Annotated in this window: 19 protein-coding genes; 12 read left to right on the forward strand and 7 right to left on the reverse strand. The window is 41.0% G+C overall.

Annotated features, from left to right (window positions below; translation table 11 throughout):
* The first annotated feature begins 17 nt into the window (after window positions 1-17).
* The 4 genes from cmoB (at window position 18) to ACSFVZ_RS03675 (ending at window position 3632) form a co-directional block, all read left to right on the forward strand.
* A complete protein-coding gene (gene cmoB, locus ACSFVZ_RS03660) occupies window positions 18-986 on the forward strand; it encodes a tRNA 5-methoxyuridine(34)/uridine 5-oxyacetic acid(34) synthase CmoB (protein WP_054551592.1) in 969 nt (322 codons plus the stop codon).
* A 201-nt stretch (window positions 987-1187) separates the two neighbouring features.
* On the forward strand, window positions 1188-2240 hold the full coding sequence (gene purM, locus ACSFVZ_RS03665; protein WP_063705981.1) for a phosphoribosylformylglycinamidine cyclo-ligase: 1053 nt from the start codon (window positions 1188-1190) through the stop codon (window positions 2238-2240).
* Window positions 2240-2887: a phosphoribosylglycinamide formyltransferase gene (gene purN / locus ACSFVZ_RS03670; protein WP_342408677.1), complete on the forward strand. Its 648-nt coding sequence runs from the start codon at window positions 2240-2242 to the stop codon at window positions 2885-2887. The genes purM and purN overlap by 1 nt, the downstream gene beginning before the upstream one ends.
* The gene (locus ACSFVZ_RS03675) at window positions 2832-3632 is read left to right on the forward strand and encodes a DUF3108 domain-containing protein (RefSeq protein ID WP_435558130.1); all 801 of its coding nucleotides are present in this window, start codon (window positions 2832-2834) and stop codon (window positions 3630-3632) included. The genes purN and ACSFVZ_RS03675 overlap by 56 nt, the downstream gene beginning before the upstream one ends.
* An 18-nt stretch (window positions 3633-3650) precedes the next feature.
* On the opposite strand, the gene ACSFVZ_RS03680 is transcribed toward ACSFVZ_RS03675, so the two are convergent.
* Window positions 3651-4415: a class II glutamine amidotransferase gene (locus ACSFVZ_RS03680; RefSeq protein WP_054551596.1), complete on the reverse strand. Its 765-nt coding sequence runs from the start codon at window positions 4413-4415 to the stop codon at window positions 3651-3653.
* 337 nt (window positions 4416-4752) lie between these two features.
* Between ACSFVZ_RS03680 and fadE the strand changes: the two genes are divergently transcribed.
* The gene (fadE, locus tag ACSFVZ_RS03685; RefSeq protein ID WP_235382912.1) at window positions 4753-7209 is read left to right on the forward strand and encodes an acyl-CoA dehydrogenase FadE; all 2457 of its coding nucleotides are present in this window, start codon (window positions 4753-4755) and stop codon (window positions 7207-7209) included.
* Here the strand turns inward: fadE and ACSFVZ_RS03690 are convergent.
* Together ACSFVZ_RS03690 and ACSFVZ_RS03695 are read right to left on the reverse strand one after the other, a co-directional pair.
* Complete coding sequence (locus ACSFVZ_RS03690) at window positions 7206-8300, reverse strand: DUF6136 family protein (protein WP_435558131.1); 1095 nt, start codon at window positions 8298-8300, stop codon at window positions 7206-7208. The genes fadE and ACSFVZ_RS03690 overlap by 4 nt on opposite strands.
* Window positions 8297-8887, reverse strand: coding sequence for an ATP-binding cassette domain-containing protein (locus ACSFVZ_RS03695; RefSeq protein WP_435558132.1), 591 nt, complete (start codon window positions 8885-8887; stop codon window positions 8297-8299). Before ACSFVZ_RS03695 ends, ACSFVZ_RS03690 begins: the two co-directional genes overlap by 4 nt.
* A gap of 150 nt (window positions 8888-9037) precedes the next feature.
* Here ACSFVZ_RS03695 and ACSFVZ_RS03700 point away from each other — a divergent pair, with 150 nt between their 5' ends.
* The 3 genes from ACSFVZ_RS03700 to ACSFVZ_RS03710 all read left to right on the forward strand — a co-directional run bounded on the left by ACSFVZ_RS03700 (window position 9038) and on the right by ACSFVZ_RS03710 (window position 12224).
* Complete coding sequence (locus ACSFVZ_RS03700) at window positions 9038-10963, forward strand: S9 family peptidase (RefSeq protein WP_435558133.1); 1926 nt, start codon at window positions 9038-9040, stop codon at window positions 10961-10963.
* A 303-nt stretch (window positions 10964-11266) separates the two neighbouring features.
* Window positions 11267-11704, forward strand: coding sequence for a SulA-like leucine-rich domain-containing protein (locus ACSFVZ_RS03705; RefSeq protein ID WP_054551944.1), 438 nt, complete (start codon window positions 11267-11269; stop codon window positions 11702-11704).
* 40 nt (window positions 11705-11744) lie between these two features.
* A complete protein-coding gene (locus tag ACSFVZ_RS03710; protein WP_435558134.1) occupies window positions 11745-12224 on the forward strand; it encodes a YchJ family protein in 480 nt (159 codons plus the stop codon).
* Window positions 12225-12255: 31 nt separating this feature from the next.
* On the opposite strand, the gene ACSFVZ_RS03715 is transcribed toward ACSFVZ_RS03710, so the two are convergent.
* Complete coding sequence (locus ACSFVZ_RS03715) at window positions 12256-13086, reverse strand: alpha/beta hydrolase (protein ID WP_435558135.1); 831 nt, start codon at window positions 13084-13086, stop codon at window positions 12256-12258.
* Window positions 13087-13088: 2 nt separating this feature from the next.
* Window positions 13089-13733: a dienelactone hydrolase family protein gene (locus ACSFVZ_RS03720; protein ID WP_435558136.1), complete on the reverse strand. Its 645-nt coding sequence runs from the start codon at window positions 13731-13733 to the stop codon at window positions 13089-13091.
* Window positions 13734-14086: 353 nt separating this feature from the next.
* On the opposite strand from ACSFVZ_RS03720, the gene ACSFVZ_RS03725 reads away from it, so the two are divergent.
* Entirely contained in the window at window positions 14087-14974 is an 888-nt protein-coding gene (locus ACSFVZ_RS03725; RefSeq protein ID WP_054551603.1) for a LysR substrate-binding domain-containing protein, read from the forward strand.
* A 55-nt stretch (window positions 14975-15029) separates the two neighbouring features.
* Complete coding sequence (locus tag ACSFVZ_RS03730; RefSeq protein ID WP_435558137.1) at window positions 15030-15794, forward strand: YdcF family protein; 765 nt, start codon at window positions 15030-15032, stop codon at window positions 15792-15794.
* Window positions 15795-15800: 6 nt separating this feature from the next.
* Here the strand turns inward: ACSFVZ_RS03730 and ACSFVZ_RS03735 are convergent, their stop codons facing one another.
* On the reverse strand, window positions 15801-16553 hold the full coding sequence (locus tag ACSFVZ_RS03735; protein WP_138556787.1) for a Nif3-like dinuclear metal center hexameric protein: 753 nt from the start codon (window positions 16551-16553) through the stop codon (window positions 15801-15803).
* Window positions 16554-16703: 150 nt separating this feature from the next.
* On the opposite strand from ACSFVZ_RS03735, the gene ACSFVZ_RS03740 reads away from it, so the two are divergent.
* A complete protein-coding gene (locus ACSFVZ_RS03740; RefSeq protein ID WP_063706001.1) occupies window positions 16704-17081 on the forward strand; it encodes a hypothetical protein in 378 nt (125 codons plus the stop codon).
* Window positions 17082-17112: 31 nt separating this feature from the next.
* Here the strand turns inward: ACSFVZ_RS03740 and ACSFVZ_RS03745 are convergent, their stop codons facing one another.
* Complete coding sequence (locus ACSFVZ_RS03745; protein WP_435558138.1) at window positions 17113-17589, reverse strand: HPP family protein; 477 nt, start codon at window positions 17587-17589, stop codon at window positions 17113-17115.
* A gap of 100 nt (window positions 17590-17689) precedes the next feature.
* Between ACSFVZ_RS03745 and ACSFVZ_RS03750 the strand changes: the two genes are divergently transcribed.
* Window positions 17690-18232, forward strand: coding sequence for a TetR/AcrR family transcriptional regulator (locus ACSFVZ_RS03750; protein ID WP_435558139.1), 543 nt, complete (start codon window positions 17690-17692; stop codon window positions 18230-18232).
* Window positions 18233-18247: the final 15 nt, after the last annotated feature.

Below are 18247 nucleotides of genomic sequence, written 5' to 3' on the forward strand. Positions count from 1 at the left end.
GATATAAAGAGTATTTCATGTCTCAATGGTTTAACCAATTTTATGCTGCTATCGCACAAAGTCCGCTTAGTCACTGGCTCGAAACTTTACCTGGCCAATTAAAGCACTGGGAACTCGAAGCCAGTCACGGCGATTTACCTAAATGGCAAAAAGTGCTGAAAAACTTACCTGAGGTAAGCACAAACCATGTAAACCTGCAGGATAAAGTACAAATCGGTACCGGTGATGAGCTATCTGAGGGTCAGCAAAAACAGTTAACGCATTTATTAAAGCGCATGATGCCATGGCGTAAAGGGCCATTTAGCTTACACGGTATCGAGATTGATACTGAGTGGCGCAGTGATTGGAAATGGGATCGTTTACTGCCTCATATTGAACCGTTAAAAGGCCGCACTGTGCTTGATATTGGTTGTGGCTCAGGTTATCACTTGTGGCGTATGCGCGGTGAAGGCGCTAATTTTGTAGTAGGTATCGATCCATCTGATTTATTCTTATGCCAATTCCAAGCGATAAAGCATTATCACCAAGATGAAAACGTGCATTTATTGCCATTAGGTGTTGAAGCTCTGCCAGAGCTAAAAGCATTTGATACAGTATTTTCGATGGGTGTTTTATATCATCGTCGTTCACCAATCGACTTTTTAGCGCAATTAAAAGCGCAGCTTCGTCCTGGCGGTGAGTTAGTCCTTGAAACACTGGTTGTTGAAGGTGATGAGCACACAGTTTTAGTGCCAACCGACCGTTATGCAAAAATGCGTAATGTGTGGTTTATCCCAAGCACCGCGGCATTAAAACTATGGATGGAGCGCGTTGGCTTTAAAGATGTACAAGTTAAAGACTGTGCAATCACAACGCTTGAAGAACAACGTAAAACCCAGTGGATGGAAAACGAATCATTGGTCGACTTTTTAGACCCAAATGACACCAGCAAAACCATTGAAGGTTACCCAGCCCCCCTACGCGCTATTTTAACAGCGAAAGCTTAACAAATAGTGAGAAGTCTCTAGTTACAAGGTCAAAGTGACATTTACTTGATACTTTTGCCTTGTAACTTGAAAGCAAAAAAACCGGACAACTGTCCTTGTCAAGTCGGTTAAAGTGATTTTTCAACTAGCCGCGCCATTGCAATTGTTGTAAAATACGCGCGTTTCTAAGCAACCCACATGCAACTTTTTTGAGGAAAACCTGTGAGCGAACAAAAACAGTCTCTTAGCTATAAAGACGCGGGCGTAGATATCGATGCCGGTAATGCACTTGTTGAGCGTATTAAAGGCGTAGTTAAAAAAACCAGACGTCCTGAAGTAATGGGCGGTATCGGTGGTTTTGGCGCACTTTGCGAACTACCAACTGGCTATAAAGAGCCTGTACTGGTTGCTGGCACAGACGGCGTTGGTACAAAACTACGTTTAGCAATCGATCTTAAAAAGCACGACACAGTGGGTATCGACCTTGTTGCTATGTGTGTAAACGACCTTATTGTACAAGGTGCAGAGCCACTATTTTTCCTTGATTACTATGCAACTGGTAAATTAGACGTAGACACTGCGGCTGATGTTGTAACAGGTATTGGTAAAGGCTGTGAGCTTTCTGGCTGTGCATTAATCGGTGGTGAAACTGCTGAAATGCCAGGTATGTACGACGGCGAAGACTACGACATGGCTGGTTTCTGTACTGGTGTTGTAGAAAAATCAAAAATTATCGACGGTACTAAAGTTGCTGCAGGCGACCAATTAATCGCCCTTGCATCAAGTGGTCCTCACTCAAACGGCTTCTCATTAATTCGTAAAGTTCTTGAAGTATCTGGCGCAGACACGAGCGCTGAGCTTGAAGGCAAAACACTTGGCGATCACCTTTTAGAACCAACTCGTATCTACGTTAAACAACTACTTGAGCTATTCAAGCAGGTTGACGTACACGCGTTATCTCACATCACGGGTGGTGGTTTCTGGGAAAACATCCCGCGCGTACTTCCTGAATCTGCAAAAGCAGTTATCAAAGGTGACAGCTGGGAATGGCCTGTTGTTTTCAACTGGTTACAAGAAAACGGCAACATCACAACACACGAAATGTACCGTACATTCAACTGTGGTGTTGGTATGATTTTAGTTGTTCCAGCAGACAAACTTGAGCAAAGCTTAACAATCCTTAAAGATCTTGGCGAAAATGCATGGCATATCGGTGAGATCCAAGATGCGAAAGCAGGCGAAGAGCAAGTAGAAATTTTAGGTGGTCGTGACTAATGACCCCTTGTCGTCTTGTTGTATTAATTTCTGGTAGCGGTTCAAACCTTCAAGCCATCATCGACGCATGTGCGCGTGGTGAGATAAAAGCCGAAATCGCCGCTGTAATTAGTAATAAAGCCGACGCCTATGGCCTTGAACGAGCAAAAAATGCAGGTATACAAACACGTGTACTTAGCCATAAAGATTTTGACTCGCGCGAGGCCTATGATGCTGAGTTAATGGACATTATTGGCAATTTCGAACCAAATCTAGTTGTATTAGCTGGTTTTATGCGTATTCTTACTCCTAGCTTAGTGCAAAAATTTAAGGGAAAAATGTTGAACATTCACCCTTCTTTGTTGCCTAAGTACCAAGGGCTGAATACCCACCAACGAGCGATAGATGCAAAAGATGACGTTCATGGTGTCAGTGTTCACTTTGTCACAGAAGAGCTAGACGGCGGTCCCGTTGTTCTTCAAGCCAAAGTGCCGGTACTCGAAAACGATACCGCAGAGACACTCGCACAACGTGTTCATCAGCAAGAACATATAATCTATCCATTGGTGGTCAAGTGGTTCAGTGAACAACGACTCAAGATGGAAGCAGATTATGCAGTTTTTGACGAAAAGAAACTTCCTGCACACGGCGCGCACTATCCAGAATAAAAATTTAAGTGCCCTACTCGCTTGTGTGGGCACTTTATTACTTCCTACCAGTGTTTTAGCTGGCGACCTCACTCAATATGAAGCCAAATACGATGTACTTCGTAAAGGCGAAACCCATGGTAAAGCAGTACGCGAGCTGAAAAAAGCCGCAGACGGTAACTACGTGATCACTTATCACAGTGAAATCGAATGGATGATTTTTTCAGACTCACGAAAAGAAACATCTAAATTTACATACCATGATCAAAAAATTTCTCCGCTAAGTTACACCATGGAACGTTCGGGCACCGGGCCTGATAAAGAATACAGCTTAAAATTTGATGCGGCGCAAAAGCAAGTTCAAAGCAGCGAAAGTAAATACCCATTGAAGCTTGATTGGTCTGACGATTTTCAAGATTCACTGTCTTACCAAGTGCAAGTGCGCGAAGAGTTAAAACAAGGTAAAACGCAATTATCGTATCCATTGATTGATAAAAAAGGCAACCTTCGCAATTACGACTTTGAAGTCATCGGCACCGAAGTTATTTCGCTACCTGTTGGTAATGTAGAAGCGATTAAAGTTAAGCGCTTATATGATAACGATAAACGCCAAGCATTGGCGTGGTTTGCCCCAGAAATGGACTACATGCTCGTGCGTATGTGGAAAGGTGAAAAAGGCGTAGAGCAATTTGAAGTGCAGCTTAATTCATTCACTGTGACCACACCAGTCGCCGTAACAAATGAAGTGAGTAATGAAGCGCCTTAATAGCGCTTCATCTTTTATTTAAATTTTTTCGCCCATTTTAAACAGTGCAAACTCACCGGGTTCCATTTTCTGCCAGCGTTCATCATTGGTGAGAGGCCGTGTTGCAATAACGGTAACCACATCGTTCGGTGTGGTTTCTTTTTGAAAATCAATCACCATGTCTGCATCAATTAATGTCGCTTTGCCAAACGGTGCACGGCGTGTGATCCAATGTAGGTTATTGGTGCAATAAGCTAACACATAAACCCCATCGGTCAGTAACATATTAAATACGCCTTTTTCGCGCAGCGTATGGGCAAGCTTTGCCGCATAACGAAATACAGACGCCATATTTGATGGCCGTTTAGGGTATTTTTCACGGATCTTATCGAGCAGCCAACAAAACGCCAGTTCACTGTCAGTGTTACCGACAGGTCGATAATAGTCTGGCTTTAAATCATGATAATTAGATAATTGCCCGTTGTGTGCATACGTAATTTCACGGCCCCATAACTCGCGGGTAAACGGATGCGTGTTTTCAAGGCATACACGACCACGATTCCCTTGGCGAATATGACTTATCACCGAAATGCTTTTAATAGGATACGCTTTAACGAGTTTGGCAATTTCTGATTGGCAACTTGGCTCAGGATCTTTAAATGTGCGACAGCCCTTACCCTCATAAAAGGTGATGCCCCAACCATCTTTATGCGGGCCAGTGTTTCCACCACGCTCTAATAAGCCCGAAAAACTAAAACAAATATCCGTTGGTACATTGGCTGACATGCCAAGCAACTCACACATAGAACTCTTAACCTATAAAACTAATCGAAGTAAAAGGCATGATGGGCTGATCCCTGCCTGCGCTCATTGTTGTACATAGCGCTAAAGATGGCAACTGCTATGCTGAGATTTTCAGAACTATCTGATAAATAGTGCATATTTTACACACCTTTTTATATGTACCATTTACATAAACTAAATAGTCATAAGCCCACTGTAAATTTTTTTGCACTGTTCATACAGTTTACTCATTAAAAGGTTTTACAAAGCATCGTTTTATCTTTGTTCCCCTCTTGATAATTCATGGTTGTAGCGCTACTCTAAAAGAGGTGGTCTGACCTCTATTAAGGAATAATCAATGACTCTCATATTTTTACTTGGTTTACTCGTGCTACTTAGTGTGGCGAGTTACCACAGATCGAGCTGGAATACCTGTTTAGGTATTGCCATTGCGACCTTACTTGTTGGCACTTTTGCTGGCGCGTTTGGTGCAATCAGTTGGCTACTATTCTTACTTATTGCTGTGCCACTTTCTGTGACAAGCATTCGTCAACAATACATCATCAAACCTATTTTTGCTGCATTTAAAAAAGTAACCCCGACAATGTCGGATACTGAAAAATCAGCAATCGATGCAGGTACTACGTGGTGGGAAGCGGATCTATTTTGTGGTCGTCCTGACTGGAACAAATTACACCAATACCCAGCACCAAAACTGACTATCGAAGAACAAGCGTTTATTGATGGCCCAGTTGAAGAAGTGTGTAGCATGTTAGATGACTGGCACGCAACGCACGAATTAACTGATTTACCGCAAGATGTTTGGCAATATCTAAAAGATAATAAATTCTTTGCCATGATCATCAAAAAAGAATACGGCGGTTTAGAGTTTTCTGCTTATGCACAATCATGTGTACTGCAAAAGCTAACAAGTAAATCAACGTTACTTTCATCTATCGTAGGTGTACCTAACTCATTAGGTCCGGGCGAATTACTTCAGCACTATGGTACTAAAGAGCAAAAAGATCATTACTTACCACGTTTAGCGAGTGGTCAAGAGATCCCATGTTTTGCTTTAACATCACCAGAAGCTGGTTCTGACGCAAGTGCAATTCCTGACTACGGTGTTGTTTGTAAAGGTCAATGGAACGGCGAAGAAGTTGTTGGTATTAGTCTAACGTGGAACAAACGTTATATTACTCTTGCTCCTGTTGCGACTGTACTTGGTCTTGCATTTAAACTACAAGATCCAGACGGTTTACTTGGTGATAATAAAGAACCTGGTATTACCTGTGCGTTAATCCCAACAGATACTCCTGGAGTAGAAATTGGCCGTCGTCACTTCCCGCTAAATGTACCATTCCAAAATGGTCCTACTCGCGGTAAAGACATCTTCGTACCACTTGATTACATCATTGGTGGTCCGAAAATGGCTGGTCAAGGTTGGCGTATGCTAGTTGAATGTTTATCTGTTGGTCGTGCAATCACCTTGCCGTCTAACTCAACAGGTGGCATTAAAACAATTGCGCTTGCAACAGGTTCTTACAGCCGTATTCGTCGTCAATTCCGTTTACCTATTGGTCAAATGGAAGGTGTTGAAGAATCAATGGCAAAACTTGCAGGCTACGCTTATAGCTCTGATGCTGCCGTTAGCATGTCTACCGGTGCTGTTGACCTTGGTGAAAAACCATCGGTTGTATCTGCGATTATCAAATACCACTTAACTGAGCAAATGCGTGAAGCAACAATTCACGGCATGGATGTTCATGGTGGTAAAGGCATCATGCTTGGTCCAAACAACTACCTAGGTCGAGGTTATCAAGGTGCGCCAATTGCAATCACTGTTGAAGGTGCAAACATCTTAACGCGTAACATGATCATTTATGGTCAAGGTGCAATTCGTTGTCATCCATTCGTGTTAACTGAGCTGGGCGCTTGTGCAATTGAAGACCGCGAAGAAGCGCTTGCAGTATTCGATAAAGCATTAATGGGTCACGTTGGCTTTACTATTTCGAACCTTGTTCGTACTAAGTGGTTAGCACTAACGAATGCTCGCTTCACAAGTACGCCGTACAAAGACGAAACAGCTGAGTTTTATCGTGTTGCGTCACGTTTCAGTGCATCATTAGCATTAATGTCAGATATCAGCATGGCGGTATTTGGTGGTTCATTGAAGCGTAAAGAGCGTATCTCTGCACGTTTAGGTGACTTACTAAGCTACTTATACCTTGTATCTGCAACACTTAAACGTTACAACGACGAAGGCCGTAAAAAAGAAGATTTTGCGCTAGTTCAATGGAGCTGCCAAGATCACCTTTACCACTGCCAACGAGCTCTTGCTGACCTAATCAATAACATGCCATCTGCACCACTTCGTGCAATGCTAAAAATCATGTTATTCCCATTCGGTCGTCCAGTTCGTAAACCTACTGATAAGCTTGAGCATAAACTTGCGCACTTATTACAAGTACCAAGCGAAACTCGTAACCGTTTAGCTAACTACATTTACCTTAAAAACGAGCCACTTAACCTTGTTGGTCGTCAAGAGCAAACGCTTAAAGACATTCTTGAAGTTGAGCCGCTGTTTGACAAGGTATGCCGTGAAAAAGGCGTAAAACTGCCTTTCTTCCAGCTTGATAAAGTAGCGCAAATGGGCCTAGAAGCTGGCATTTTAAGTCAAGCAGAAGCCGACAAACTAGCGGCTGTTGAAAAAGCCCGTCTTGACGTTATTAACGTTGACGACTTTGACCCAGCAGACTTAGTTGCTGGTAAAGTAGCCCGTGGCGAAAGCGATAAAAAAGCAGACGCTGCCTAAGCTAGCAAAACAATTCCAATTGTTATGAAAAACCAAACCAGCGCAAATTGCGCTGGTTTTTTTTGCGCTATATATTGCTGTAATAAACACCAGCCTGCGCCAATGGGTATGTAAATCAAGTTAGTGCCAAGCAAGCTTATAACTACCATTAAAACCACAGCAAAAAATATAAGACTTGGTATAAAATGGCTTACATAAAACAGCTTGTCTTGGTTATTACTTTGAAAGAATAACCGATATTTTTTAAAAACAGCCATGCAATCGAACTGTAACGAGCTAGTTAGCAACACACATACTGATAAAGCTGCAGCCTGTATCAGATCACTAAAGTCACTCCGAATTGTTATTAGCTGTAATAAAGAAAACAAACATGCAACTAAAACTGAGCCACGCCATATTAAACACCAACTGTGTTGTAAAAAGTAACTAAGCCAAAATAAAGCAAACGAGTGTACTTTCAACTTATGGCTAATTCTTACAGAAGGGATTAAAGTCGAGCAGCTGAAAATAGCAATAAATCCTAGATAGTATTGCAGCGAAGATAAACTAACAGGCAGTAATATCAATACAGAGCTTATTAACAAGCTATAAAAAAGTGCAATTGGCTTATAAAGAACAAATACCCCACATAGCCACTGCAAAAACACAAAAATCATAAAATGAGGCACTTGTAGCCATTGTTTCAACGATAAATCTACAGCTATTAATAAACTCGCAATGAGCCAAACATTACTTAAAAATAATAACTTGCAGTCAACACATACTCGCCAAGAGGGTTTATAAAGGCTTCGCTGAAATGCCCTGTTTTGCACATTTTTAATGGCTGGCGCCATGGCCCATAACATCACCGATTCAAGTAAAAGATAAACCAATGCTAATTTGGCGCCAGAAGCGGGTTCTGCATGGCTATCGACTATTTTCCCAAGCCCTAAAAACAACAGTAAAACCATACCAAGAAATGCAGGGCCAAGTAACAGTGCGAGCAACAAGCTAAAGCTCTTTAACTGAGACAGCATGCTTTTAAGGTTAGTCGTATATGCTAAGTATCGATAAGCAAGGAATGACGCGTAGCTAGCAAGAGAGTCAATCATAATGCTGTACACTCAAAACCGTGCTGTATAAACACCTGAGGTTCGTGGCTTGTAATTATGATTTGCCCATTAGGTTTATCATCTAGGTAGTCATCAAGTAAGGTCAGCAAAAATTGAATACTTGTTTGATCAAGCGCTGCACTCGGTTCATCTAATAGTAAAAATGGGGCTTTCTTTAAAAAAGCAGTAATGAGCTGGCATTTCTTTTGGTTTCCACTAGATAAAGAACTTAAGCGAGTGTTGAGATGCTCTGTAAAGTTAAAACCTGTAATGAGCTGCTCTGGTATGTCTTTCTTTAATGCCTTGCAACTAAGTTCAATAATTTGCCTCGCAGTTAAAAAATCAGGCAGCACAATACGGTCGCTAGCAATTGAAACATCGTTTTGCGGTGATTTTAATGCCTCATTATTGTATAAAATCTGCCCTGATTGTGGCTCTTCTAGGCCAGCGAGCATCATCAGTAGCGTTGTTTTTCCTCTGCCATTGGCTGCCTGTAAACAAACTCTTTTACCTTGTAATTGCTTATTGTAGTTTTCAAAAACGTGGGCTGAGGCAAAACGTTTATTGAGGTTGTTTATTGCAATCATGTTTACTTCCTTTAATAGTGGAAAAATAATATCACACTCATGTCCCTATTTATTTACATGATTTGTAACAAATATCAAACGGCTAAAACTTGCGTTTAGATTATGAACAGGCAACACTTTATAACGAAAAATTAACAAGGAATAATTACAATGAAACCGAGTTTTCAACTAGCAGCCGTGGCATGTGCACTCAGCCTTGCACTTGCAGGATGTTCACAATCAACCCAATCAACAAGCAGCACCGAAAGCGTGCAACAAAGCCAAACTGTTAAACAGTATGATGCTGAAACCTTTTTTGATACAACCTCAATTATGGGCAGCAGCTTTTCACCAAAAGGCGACAAAATACTCGTTAGCAGTGATGAAAGCGGCATTTATAGCCTGTATGAAGTAGATATAAAAAGCGCCAAAAAAAACCGCTTAACAGACTTTGAAGACAGTACTTATGCAGTGGCTTATTTCCCTAAAGATGAGCGCGTACTATTTACTAAAGACTCAGGTGGTAACGAGCGTTATCACATCTATGTTCGCGAAACAGACGGCACAGTTAAAGACCTCACCCCTGGTGAAGAAACCCGTGCAGGATTTGCAGGCTTCACAGAAGACGGTAAACACTTTTTTATAACCAGCAATCAGCGTGATGCTAAGTTTATGGACCTATATCGTGTTGATGCTAACAGCTATGAAGTAACGCCGGTTTATCAAAATACCATGGGGCTGGATGTCGGTGCTATAAGCCCTGACGGCCGCTTTATTGCTTTATCGAAAAACAATTCGAACAAAGACAGCGATGTGTTCATTCTCGATACGCGTAAAAAAACTCTTAAACCAGAGCTTATCACCCGTCATGACGACGACGCTAAGTATGGCCCAGAAACCTTCTCAAGAGACAGTAAATCATTGTATTACTCAACCGATGCTAAAGGTGAGTTTGCACAAGTGTGGCGTTATGACTTAACGACTGGCGAGCACAGCCCTGCCCTCAAAGATGAGTGGGATGTCAGCTTTATATACTTCTCTAAATCTGGCCGTTATCAAGTAAGTGGTGTTAATGCCGACGCCAGCACTAAGGTGTCGATAATCGATACCACCACAGGTAAAGGTATTGCTATGCCATCGTTGCCTGCAGGTAACTTACGTGGTGTTAATTTTTCAGCTGATGAAAAAACTATGGCGTTTTATTTAAATTCAGACACCTCGCCAAGCAATTTATTTGTGTGGCAAGTCGGTGAGCCGCAAGCTAAACAATTAACTAACACATTAAGTGATGCAATTAATCAAAGTGACTTAGTTGAGAGCACAATTGTGCGCTTTAAGAGCTTCGATGGCTTAGAAATCCCCGGGGTTTTATATAAACCTAAGCAAGCCAACAGCAACAATAAAGTACCTGCTTTAGTTTGGGTGCATGGCGGCCCTGGTGGACAAAGCCGTACTGGATATAGTGCGATGCAGCAACATCTAGTCAATCATGGTTATGCCATTTTTGCGGTTAATAACAGAGGCAGCTCAGGCTATGGTAAAACCTTCTTCCATTTAGATGATAAAAAACATGGCACTGATGATTTACAAGATATCGTATACGGCAAAAAGCATCTACAAAGCCTAGATTGGGTTGATGCTGATAAAATTGGCATCATGGGGGGCAGCTACGGTGGCTTTATGACCGCCGCAGCACTTGCCTTTGAACCTGAAGAATTCAAAGTAGGCATTAATATCTTTGGTGTAACAAACTGGGTTAGAACCTTAAACTCGATTCCACCATGGTGGGAAAGCTTTAAAAAGGCACTGTACGATGAAATGGGCGACCCCGCGACAGACGGTGAGCGTCACCGTGCAATTTCGCCACTATTTCATGCTAAAAACATCACTAAGCCATTAATGGTGATCCAAGGTGCTAACGACCCTCGCGTTTTACAAGTTGAAAGCGATGAACTTGTTGCCGCTGTAAAGGCAAATGGTGTGCCTGTCGAATATGTATTATTCGATGATGAAGGCCATGGTTTTACTAAAAAGGAAAACCGCATTAAAGCCTCAAACGCATATCTTGAGTTTTTAAATACCTACTTAGACAAATAGCAAAATTGCAAAGATAAAGAGCCGGTTTTTAAACCGGCTTTTTTATGCAAAACACCTGTATAGAAGCAAAATATAGCAGCTCATACAGTACTGTATAGAATACTGTATAATTTTAATGATAAATTTTTCACCTTTTTGACCTTCCAAAACAAAAAAGTAACCCATTGTTTAATAAGAACTAAATAAATTTAATTAACATAAAACTGAATAATTGGTTAAAAAATAGCAAAAAAGTACTTGCGCAAAAACACTGTATAAACTACTGTATACACATACTGTATAAACAACCAGTGAGTGAAAGTTATGTTACAGCCAATTACCTTAAGAACAGTTAAAAGCTACCAACAAGATAACGACAAAGCGTCTGTTAATTTAATTCAAATTGAAGACGAAATATCAGCAACCTTTGAGCTATTAAAAGTATTGCATCATTACAATAGCCAAAATGCCTGGACACTATTAATTGCCCCTGATCATGTTCCTAGCAAAGCATTATTAGATTCGTGTTCGATTGATACCAGCAAACTACTTGTGATCAGACAAAAGCATTTAGTTAACCTTGAGTACGTACTTAGCTCTGCATTACATAATGGTAATTTTGCCGCAGTAATCACATGGACAGATATCGTAAACAATCATCAACTTGATTCGATGAATCTAAATCTTGAGCAAGCATCTGCTAAGTTTTATTGTTTTACAAAAAGCGCTCAATTAAACAATTTAGTACCGCAGCCACAATAGGCTTGTTAAAATAACAATTTATAGTTTTAGGTAAGTTGTTATGACATCACTCACCCACCCCCTTTGTCCTTGTGGCAGCGAATCGACTTACGAGCTTTGCTGCCAACCTTTTCATACAGGTGCAAGCCAAGCTGATACGCCAGAGCAACTTATGCGTTCTCGTTTTAGTGCATACGCGCTGAAAGATGCAAAATATGTATTTAGCACCTATGCACAAAGCCAACAAGCCGCAAACCCGGTTCGCGAAATTAAAGATTTTGCTAATAGCTGCCGATTTATCAAACTCAGTGTTTTAGATAAAGAACATAATGATCAAGAAGGTTTTGTAGAATTTAAAGCAAATTACTTTTACCAAAACTTGTATTGTGAGTTACACGAAAAGTCGCGTTTTATTAAAGAAGATGGCCTATGGCGTTACCTAGATGGTGATATAACGCCAGTTGCAGATATTAAAATTGGCCGTAATGACGAGTGTCCTTGTGGTAGTGGTAAAAAATATAAAAAGTGTCACGCTCTTTAATTGCTCTTATACCAATCCGCTTAATTAAGTATTATTGCGGGTTGGTATTAGTCTGGTAAATCCAGTCTAGGGCTTGGGTAATCGTTGTTGGGAATGCGGTTGCATGGCGTGCCTGAGGAATAACAAATAAATTTGTTGTAACAAGCGCGCCACTTTGTTTATTAATTTTAGCTGCTAATTGCCTCGCACCCGACACCATTTTTTCACCTTCGCTTTCTTCAAGTTCACCCACTGCGATGTAAACTTTTGTTGTGTTGGCAGCTGGTTTTACAGCCATAGCTAATATTGAGTTTTCTTTAAACCACACTGAAGGACTGCCGATAATGTAACTTGAAAAAAGCGAAGGCTCGGTAAATAAGGTAAAGGAAGCAAATAAACCACCCAGCGAATTACCGACTAATGTACTTTTTTGGTTTGTTCTGTAGTGAGCCTTAATATATGGCAATACAGATTGTTTTAGAAAGTTTAGATACTGGCTTGCTCCGCCAGTTTTACGTTGCCAATTTTTATCTTCAAATGGCGTATAGTCATAAATACGGCTATTAAGCCCCGGCACACCTTTTTGATACCCTACTGCGACGATAATCACCTCTTCCATCCCCCCCGAATTCATCATGAAGCGACTGACGCCAGAGGCAATTGGCAAACTGTAGTTTGCATCTAACAGGTAAACAACGGGGTAGCGCTTCTGGTTTTGTTTTTGGTAGCTGCGTGGCAGTTTAATTGTAATGGGGTATTCGTTTTCGATATGTTTATCTTTAACTAAAACAGTATTAGTGCGTGGCAAAGTAAATGGCTCAGCATGGCTTACTGAGCTCACGCCGAAAACACTGATCACAAAAACGAGCAATAAATAAGGCATAGTTAATCCTTTAACCACTTCTTAATTGGTAACAGCCACTCATCTTTTGGCCTATAAAATGCACCATGGGAGAGCCCCGTATTGATGCTTAGTTCTTCGAACTTAGTTACTGCACTTCTATCAATTAAAAACTGGCAAGAGCCAACCTGATCTGAGCGTTCAAAGATAGAGTAAACCTTGCCGTAAGCTTTAACTGATGAGTTCTTTTTTATTAGGCCAGCACAACCTGCCAATATAACTAAGTTAATATGTGTGCGTTTAAGCTCATTGGCTGCCAGTATCGACAATGCCCCGCCCCTTGAAAAACCAACCAAACTAATATTCGACTCATCAACACCGGCGCTGATCAATGCTTCAACATCTGCAGCGAGCTTTTTCGCAAATGCAAATGGCTCAGTACCTTTTGGTCTGTGATAGGCAATTAAATGATAACTATCATCTGCAAGTGCTTCTTTTACCGCAATAAAGTCATAAACACCAAAGGTTTTGTGAACAGGCTTAGGGTTTTTACCTTCGACGATAAAACCATGGGAATAAAAAACATAGTGCTCATGCGGATCAATCTCTGTTGGAAACTGGCTGTAAATAGTGCCAGCGAGAGCAGGAATAACCCAACAAGCACAGGTTAAAAGTAGTGTACGTAACACTGGTATCCCTTTGAAAAATAAAATCGTACTGATTGCACGATAATAACAGTTTTAGAAATAATATCTTAGTTGTAAGTCAGGTCGCTTTGCCTAAGTGAGAAGTGAGTTAACCCTAATCAAAAAACCTAAAGAGGTCTCCAAAAACCAACTTGAGGTATATTCATAGCTTTTTGATATAAGTTAAGTAAAAAAACAATGACAGCGATGTCAATTGGCAATAAAAAAGCGTATTGTAAAAAAACAGTTAAAGTAACCACGAATTTTAGACGTCTAGACGTTGAAAAAACAAATTCTTAAGCGTACTATGTTCGTAATCTGAGTTTGGCTCACATTTTTCATGAGATTTTTTAAAGATGATTGATATAAAGCACCTAAAAACCATAGCGACCCTTAAAGAGACAGGCTCTTTGGTCAATACAGCCCGCGAGTTGTTTTTAACTCAATCGGCTTTATCACATCAAATTAAAGATCTCGAGAATAAGCTAGATTGCCAACTGTTCGAACGTAAGACGCAGCCTGTGCGTTTTACACCGCAAGGCATGTTACTGCTGGAGCTTGCTAATGAGGTTTTACCGAGAGTTGAAGCGACAAAGTGTCGTTTAAAAGAAAGCCTGAATCAGCCAATTTCAAATTTACGTTTAAGTGTTGAGTGTCATGCATGCTTTCATTGGTTGCTACCAACTATCAAAGAATTTAATAACTTTTGGCCTGATATCAAAATTGATTATGAGCGCGGCTTTAGTTATGACGCCATTCCAGATTTAATTAATGATGAGTTAGATCTTGTGCTGACTTCTGATATTCGTGAACCCGATCAGCTTGAGTATGCTCACCTGTTTGATTTTAAATTAAAATTAATCGTTGCACCGGATCATGAGTTGGCAAAAAAAGCCTATGTCACCGCCCTTGATTTAAAAAACGAAACTATTATTTCGTACCCTATCCCGCGAGAGCGCCAAGATATCTTTAAACATTTTATTCAAAATGCACGCTTTGATGGCACGCTTAAAACTGTTGACCAAGGTTTATTGATTTTCCAATTAGTGAGCGCTGGAATGGGTGTTGCAGCTTTACCAGATTGGCTAGTCACCCCTTATGAAAGCCAAGGACTCATTAAGTCGATTCCGTTAGGTGCACTTGGCCTTACTCGCCCTATGTATTTAGCGATGAAAAAGAATATGAAAGATAACCCTGTTTATCGCCACTTTTTAAATACGTGTAAGCAAAATAACGGTCGCTAAAGAAAGGCAAAATAATTAACATAGCTGCATCTGTTACAAACAATAATGCTGATACATGTTTGAAATTAAAAAGATCATTGGCTCATTATTAATGCCCCTGCCGTTGCTCGGGCTGCTTACTTTAGTGATGGTATTTTTAGCCATTACCCATAAACGCAAAGCACTCTATTTGGGCTTTGTTAGCATTTTAACTTTAATGCTGATAAGCACGCCATTTATTGGTCAGTCACTGATAGCTGCAAGCAATAACCCTGCATGGCAATTTAACCAAGCAAAACACCCTAAACTCGATAATATTGTGGTACTTGGCTGCTCTATAATGCCCAACTCTCGCCTTGCCGCTAATCACCAGTTAGGCGATTGTGCGCTTGCTCGATTACTTGAAGGTGTTAAGCTTGCCCACCACTACCCAAACGCCACTCTCTATGTATCAGGGGGCGGTTTTGCTAACACCACCAATAGCCAGCTCATGTTTGAAACAGCAAAAGCGCTCGGCATTAAAGGCTCCCGAATTAAGCAAAATCCCCTCGCTATGGATACCGCTGAAGAAGCGAAGCGACTCGCCATTTATTTGGTCGATAAAAAAACAGCCCTAGTCACCTCAGCAAGCCATATGCCGCGAGCGAAAGATTTATTTAATGCACAAGGTGTTGATGTGATCCCTGCTGCAACTGACTTCCAAGATTTTAGTCAGTATCCGACGTATAAGCAGTTTATACCAGATGATGATGTACTGGTTGCCGTTACCAGAGTCGCTCATGAAAAAATTGGCAGTGCTTGGGTAAGTGTGCGCCGCTGGATTGATCCAGAGGCGCTATAGACTTAATCAGACTGGATTGTCGATATCGATAAACGTTACATCAAAACCATGCTGCTCAGCTAAAAGTTCGCCTAAGGCTTTAATGCCATAACGCTCAGTAGCATGGTGTCCTGCTGCAAAAAAGTCGATGCCTTGCTCGCGTGAACTATGAATCGTTTGCTCAGAGGCCTCACCAGTAAGATAAGCATCAATCCCTTGAGCAGCCGCTAAATCAATATACCCTTGGCCACCCCCGGTGCACCAAGCGATGGTTTCGATTTTTTCTTTTCTGACCAAACTAGTTAATGGTGCTCTGTTAAGTACTTTCGCAATTTTATCGGCAAATTCTTCACCGCTTAGTGGGGTTTTTAAACGCCCTTTTACCGGCACACTATTTGGACCAGATTCAAGCCCACCAGTGAACTCAATACCAAGTAAATTTGCCAATTGTGCGTTATTACCAATGTCAGGATGAATATCTAGCGGTAAGTGATAGCCATATAAATTAATATCATTATTTAAAAGCGCTGCTATGCGGCGTTTTTTCATGCCCGTGATTGGCTGCGACTCTCCTTTCCAGAAATAGCCATGATGTACCAAAATCGTATCTGCATTTTCTGCAATAGCGGCATCAATCAATGCTTGGCTTGCTGTGACACCCGTCACTATTTTTTTTACCTCGCTCGCCCCTTCAACTTGTAAGCCGTTTGGGCAAAAGTCAGCGATAGAATCAGGTTTAAGAATATCGTTTAATAATTGAGTAAATTGTTTGCGTTGCATATGAAAATCGTCCTTCAACCCTCTATTTTGTGCAAATTTTGGCGTTTATGAGTGAAAAATGGAAGGAAAATCGCAAAAAATTGAAAAGTAAGCTGAAAATAGGTATAAATATATATTCTTAATCTGTGTTTACAACGTATAGGGTCTCTGATGAGCAAACTAGACAAAACAGAAGTGTTAAATGCCTTCGAAGCAGCATACGAAGCAGCGAATGGTAAGAAACCTGAAATCACTACAAAACCTGGTTGGTATAGCATCGATGGTGGCAAAAACTTGCGCCTTGCTGATGTTGCAGCGCTGACTGAAGAGCTCACTTCTGGTAAAACAGCTGAGCCTAAAGCAGAAGAAGCACCAAAAGCACCAGCGAAAAAAACCAAAACTAAAACCGCTGCACCGGCTAAAACAGCTAAGAAAGCACCGTTTACTGTTGTTACAGCAAACGATGATGGTTACAAAGCTGAAGAGCTTTGGATTGTTAACCTAGCTGAAAAAGACCACGATTGTCGTTTACCGCGTGGTGTTGTGTAATCTCATTACACTCATTCATTTTAAAAAACCGCTACTCGTTAGCGGTTTTTTTATGACTATTTAATTGATTGCTTAATATCCATTGGCTTAAATAGCCAAACAACACAATAAATACCGTTCCGATTAATACGGGCATCACTAAAAAATCCCAGCTTTGCATAGATTGCATTATCAAAATTGGGTTTGCGCCTGCCGCTGGATGTACTGTATCTGTCAACATCATAAGGCTAATTGCCAGTCCTGTTGCTATAGCAATTTCAACAGGCCCTACACCGGCATAATTTACAAATACAACACCGATTAATGCAGTCAAAAGATGTCCACCGATAACATTTTTCGCTTTCGCAAGCGGACTGTGTGGCACACCAAACACTAGCACCGCTGTTGCTCCAAAGGGTGCCATCAACCACACACCGTAATGTCCTAATTGCTGTAAATAGGCCAATACAAAAATTGCCATACAAGCAAATATACCCGCAATGGCCGCTTTGCTTACTTTATTATCCATAAACCCTCCGAAAAGTAGACCGACTTGTCTACCCGCCAGATAGTAGACAAGTCGGTCTACTTCTGTCAAGCTATCATTAATCACCAATTGAGGCCTTGTTATGGATAAACGAACACATATTATTTTGACCGCCTTGTCACTTTTTTATCAAAAAGGCATTCATAGTGTGGGAATAAACGAAATCATTAGTGTGGCGGGTGTCGCCAAAAAAACCATGTACCACCATTTCGCAAGTAAAGATGAATTGTTACTCGCGTGCCTTAGTGAGCGACATAAAAGGTTTTTAAATTGGTTAACGCATGCCACCAGCAAGCAAACCACTTTTGAAGAGTTTAAAGCAACGTTGATCAGCTGCCATGAAGCTTGGTTTAATTCTGAAGTAACTGAATTAGGTGATTTCAATGGCTGTTTATTTATTAACACTGCTGCTGAATTTGCTGATCCTGCAAGTCCAATTAATCAAGCCTGCAAAGAGCATAAAATGGCGGTACAGCAGTTAATAAAACAGCGTTTATCAGCGTGCAATAACATGGAAAGTTCGCAGCTAAACTCACAGAGCCACTATTTGATGACACTTGTTGAGGGCATGATCTGCCAAGCAAAACTAGTAGGAGTTAAACAATTTCCTTATTTAAAACAATAAAAAGCGGCACAATGG

The organism is Pseudoalteromonas nanhaiensis, from assembly GCF_051235485.1.
GTDB lineage: Bacteria > Pseudomonadota > Gammaproteobacteria > Enterobacterales > Alteromonadaceae > Pseudoalteromonas > Pseudoalteromonas lipolytica_C.

Excerpts from the sequence above, each read along its gene's own strand:
- ACSFVZ_RS03695 (WP_435558132.1), bottom strand. The coding sequence starts at position 8,887 with ATGATTGCAATAAACAACCTCAATAAACGTTTTGCCTCAGCCCACGTT.
- ACSFVZ_RS03735 (WP_138556787.1), bottom strand. The coding sequence starts at position 16,553 with ATGCAACGCAAACAATTTACTCAATTATTAAACGATATTCTTAAACCT.
- ACSFVZ_RS03730 (WP_435558137.1), top strand. The coding sequence starts at position 15,030 with ATGTTTGAAATTAAAAAGATCATTGGCTCATTATTAATGCCCCTGCCG.
- fadE (WP_235382912.1), top strand. The coding sequence starts at position 4,753 with ATGACTCTCATATTTTTACTTGGTTTACTCGTGCTACTTAGTGTGGCG.
- ACSFVZ_RS03710 (WP_435558134.1), top strand. The coding sequence starts at position 11,745 with ATGACATCACTCACCCACCCCCTTTGTCCTTGTGGCAGCGAATCGACT.
- ACSFVZ_RS03750 (WP_435558139.1), top strand. The coding sequence starts at position 17,690 with ATGGATAAACGAACACATATTATTTTGACCGCCTTGTCACTTTTTTAT.
- ACSFVZ_RS03715 (WP_435558135.1), bottom strand. The coding sequence starts at position 13,086 with ATGCCTTATTTATTGCTCGTTTTTGTGATCAGTGTTTTCGGCGTGAGC.
- purN (WP_342408677.1), top strand. The coding sequence starts at position 2,240 with ATGACCCCTTGTCGTCTTGTTGTATTAATTTCTGGTAGCGGTTCAAAC.
- ACSFVZ_RS03675 (WP_435558130.1), top strand. The coding sequence starts at position 2,832 with ATGCAGTTTTTGACGAAAAGAAACTTCCTGCACACGGCGCGCACTATC.
- ACSFVZ_RS03705 (WP_054551944.1), top strand. The coding sequence starts at position 11,267 with ATGTTACAGCCAATTACCTTAAGAACAGTTAAAAGCTACCAACAAGAT.
- ACSFVZ_RS03725 (WP_054551603.1), top strand. The coding sequence starts at position 14,087 with ATGATTGATATAAAGCACCTAAAAACCATAGCGACCCTTAAAGAGACA.
- ACSFVZ_RS03690 (WP_435558131.1), bottom strand. The coding sequence starts at position 8,300 with ATGATTGACTCTCTTGCTAGCTACGCGTCATTCCTTGCTTATCGATAC.
- ACSFVZ_RS03700 (WP_435558133.1), top strand. The coding sequence starts at position 9,038 with ATGAAACCGAGTTTTCAACTAGCAGCCGTGGCATGTGCACTCAGCCTT.
- ACSFVZ_RS03745 (WP_435558138.1), bottom strand. The coding sequence starts at position 17,589 with ATGGATAATAAAGTAAGCAAAGCGGCCATTGCGGGTATATTTGCTTGT.
- ACSFVZ_RS03680 (WP_054551596.1), bottom strand. The coding sequence starts at position 4,415 with ATGTGTGAGTTGCTTGGCATGTCAGCCAATGTACCAACGGATATTTGT.
- cmoB (WP_054551592.1), top strand. The coding sequence starts at position 18 with ATGTCTCAATGGTTTAACCAATTTTATGCTGCTATCGCACAAAGTCCG.
- ACSFVZ_RS03740 (WP_063706001.1), top strand. The coding sequence starts at position 16,704 with ATGAGCAAACTAGACAAAACAGAAGTGTTAAATGCCTTCGAAGCAGCA.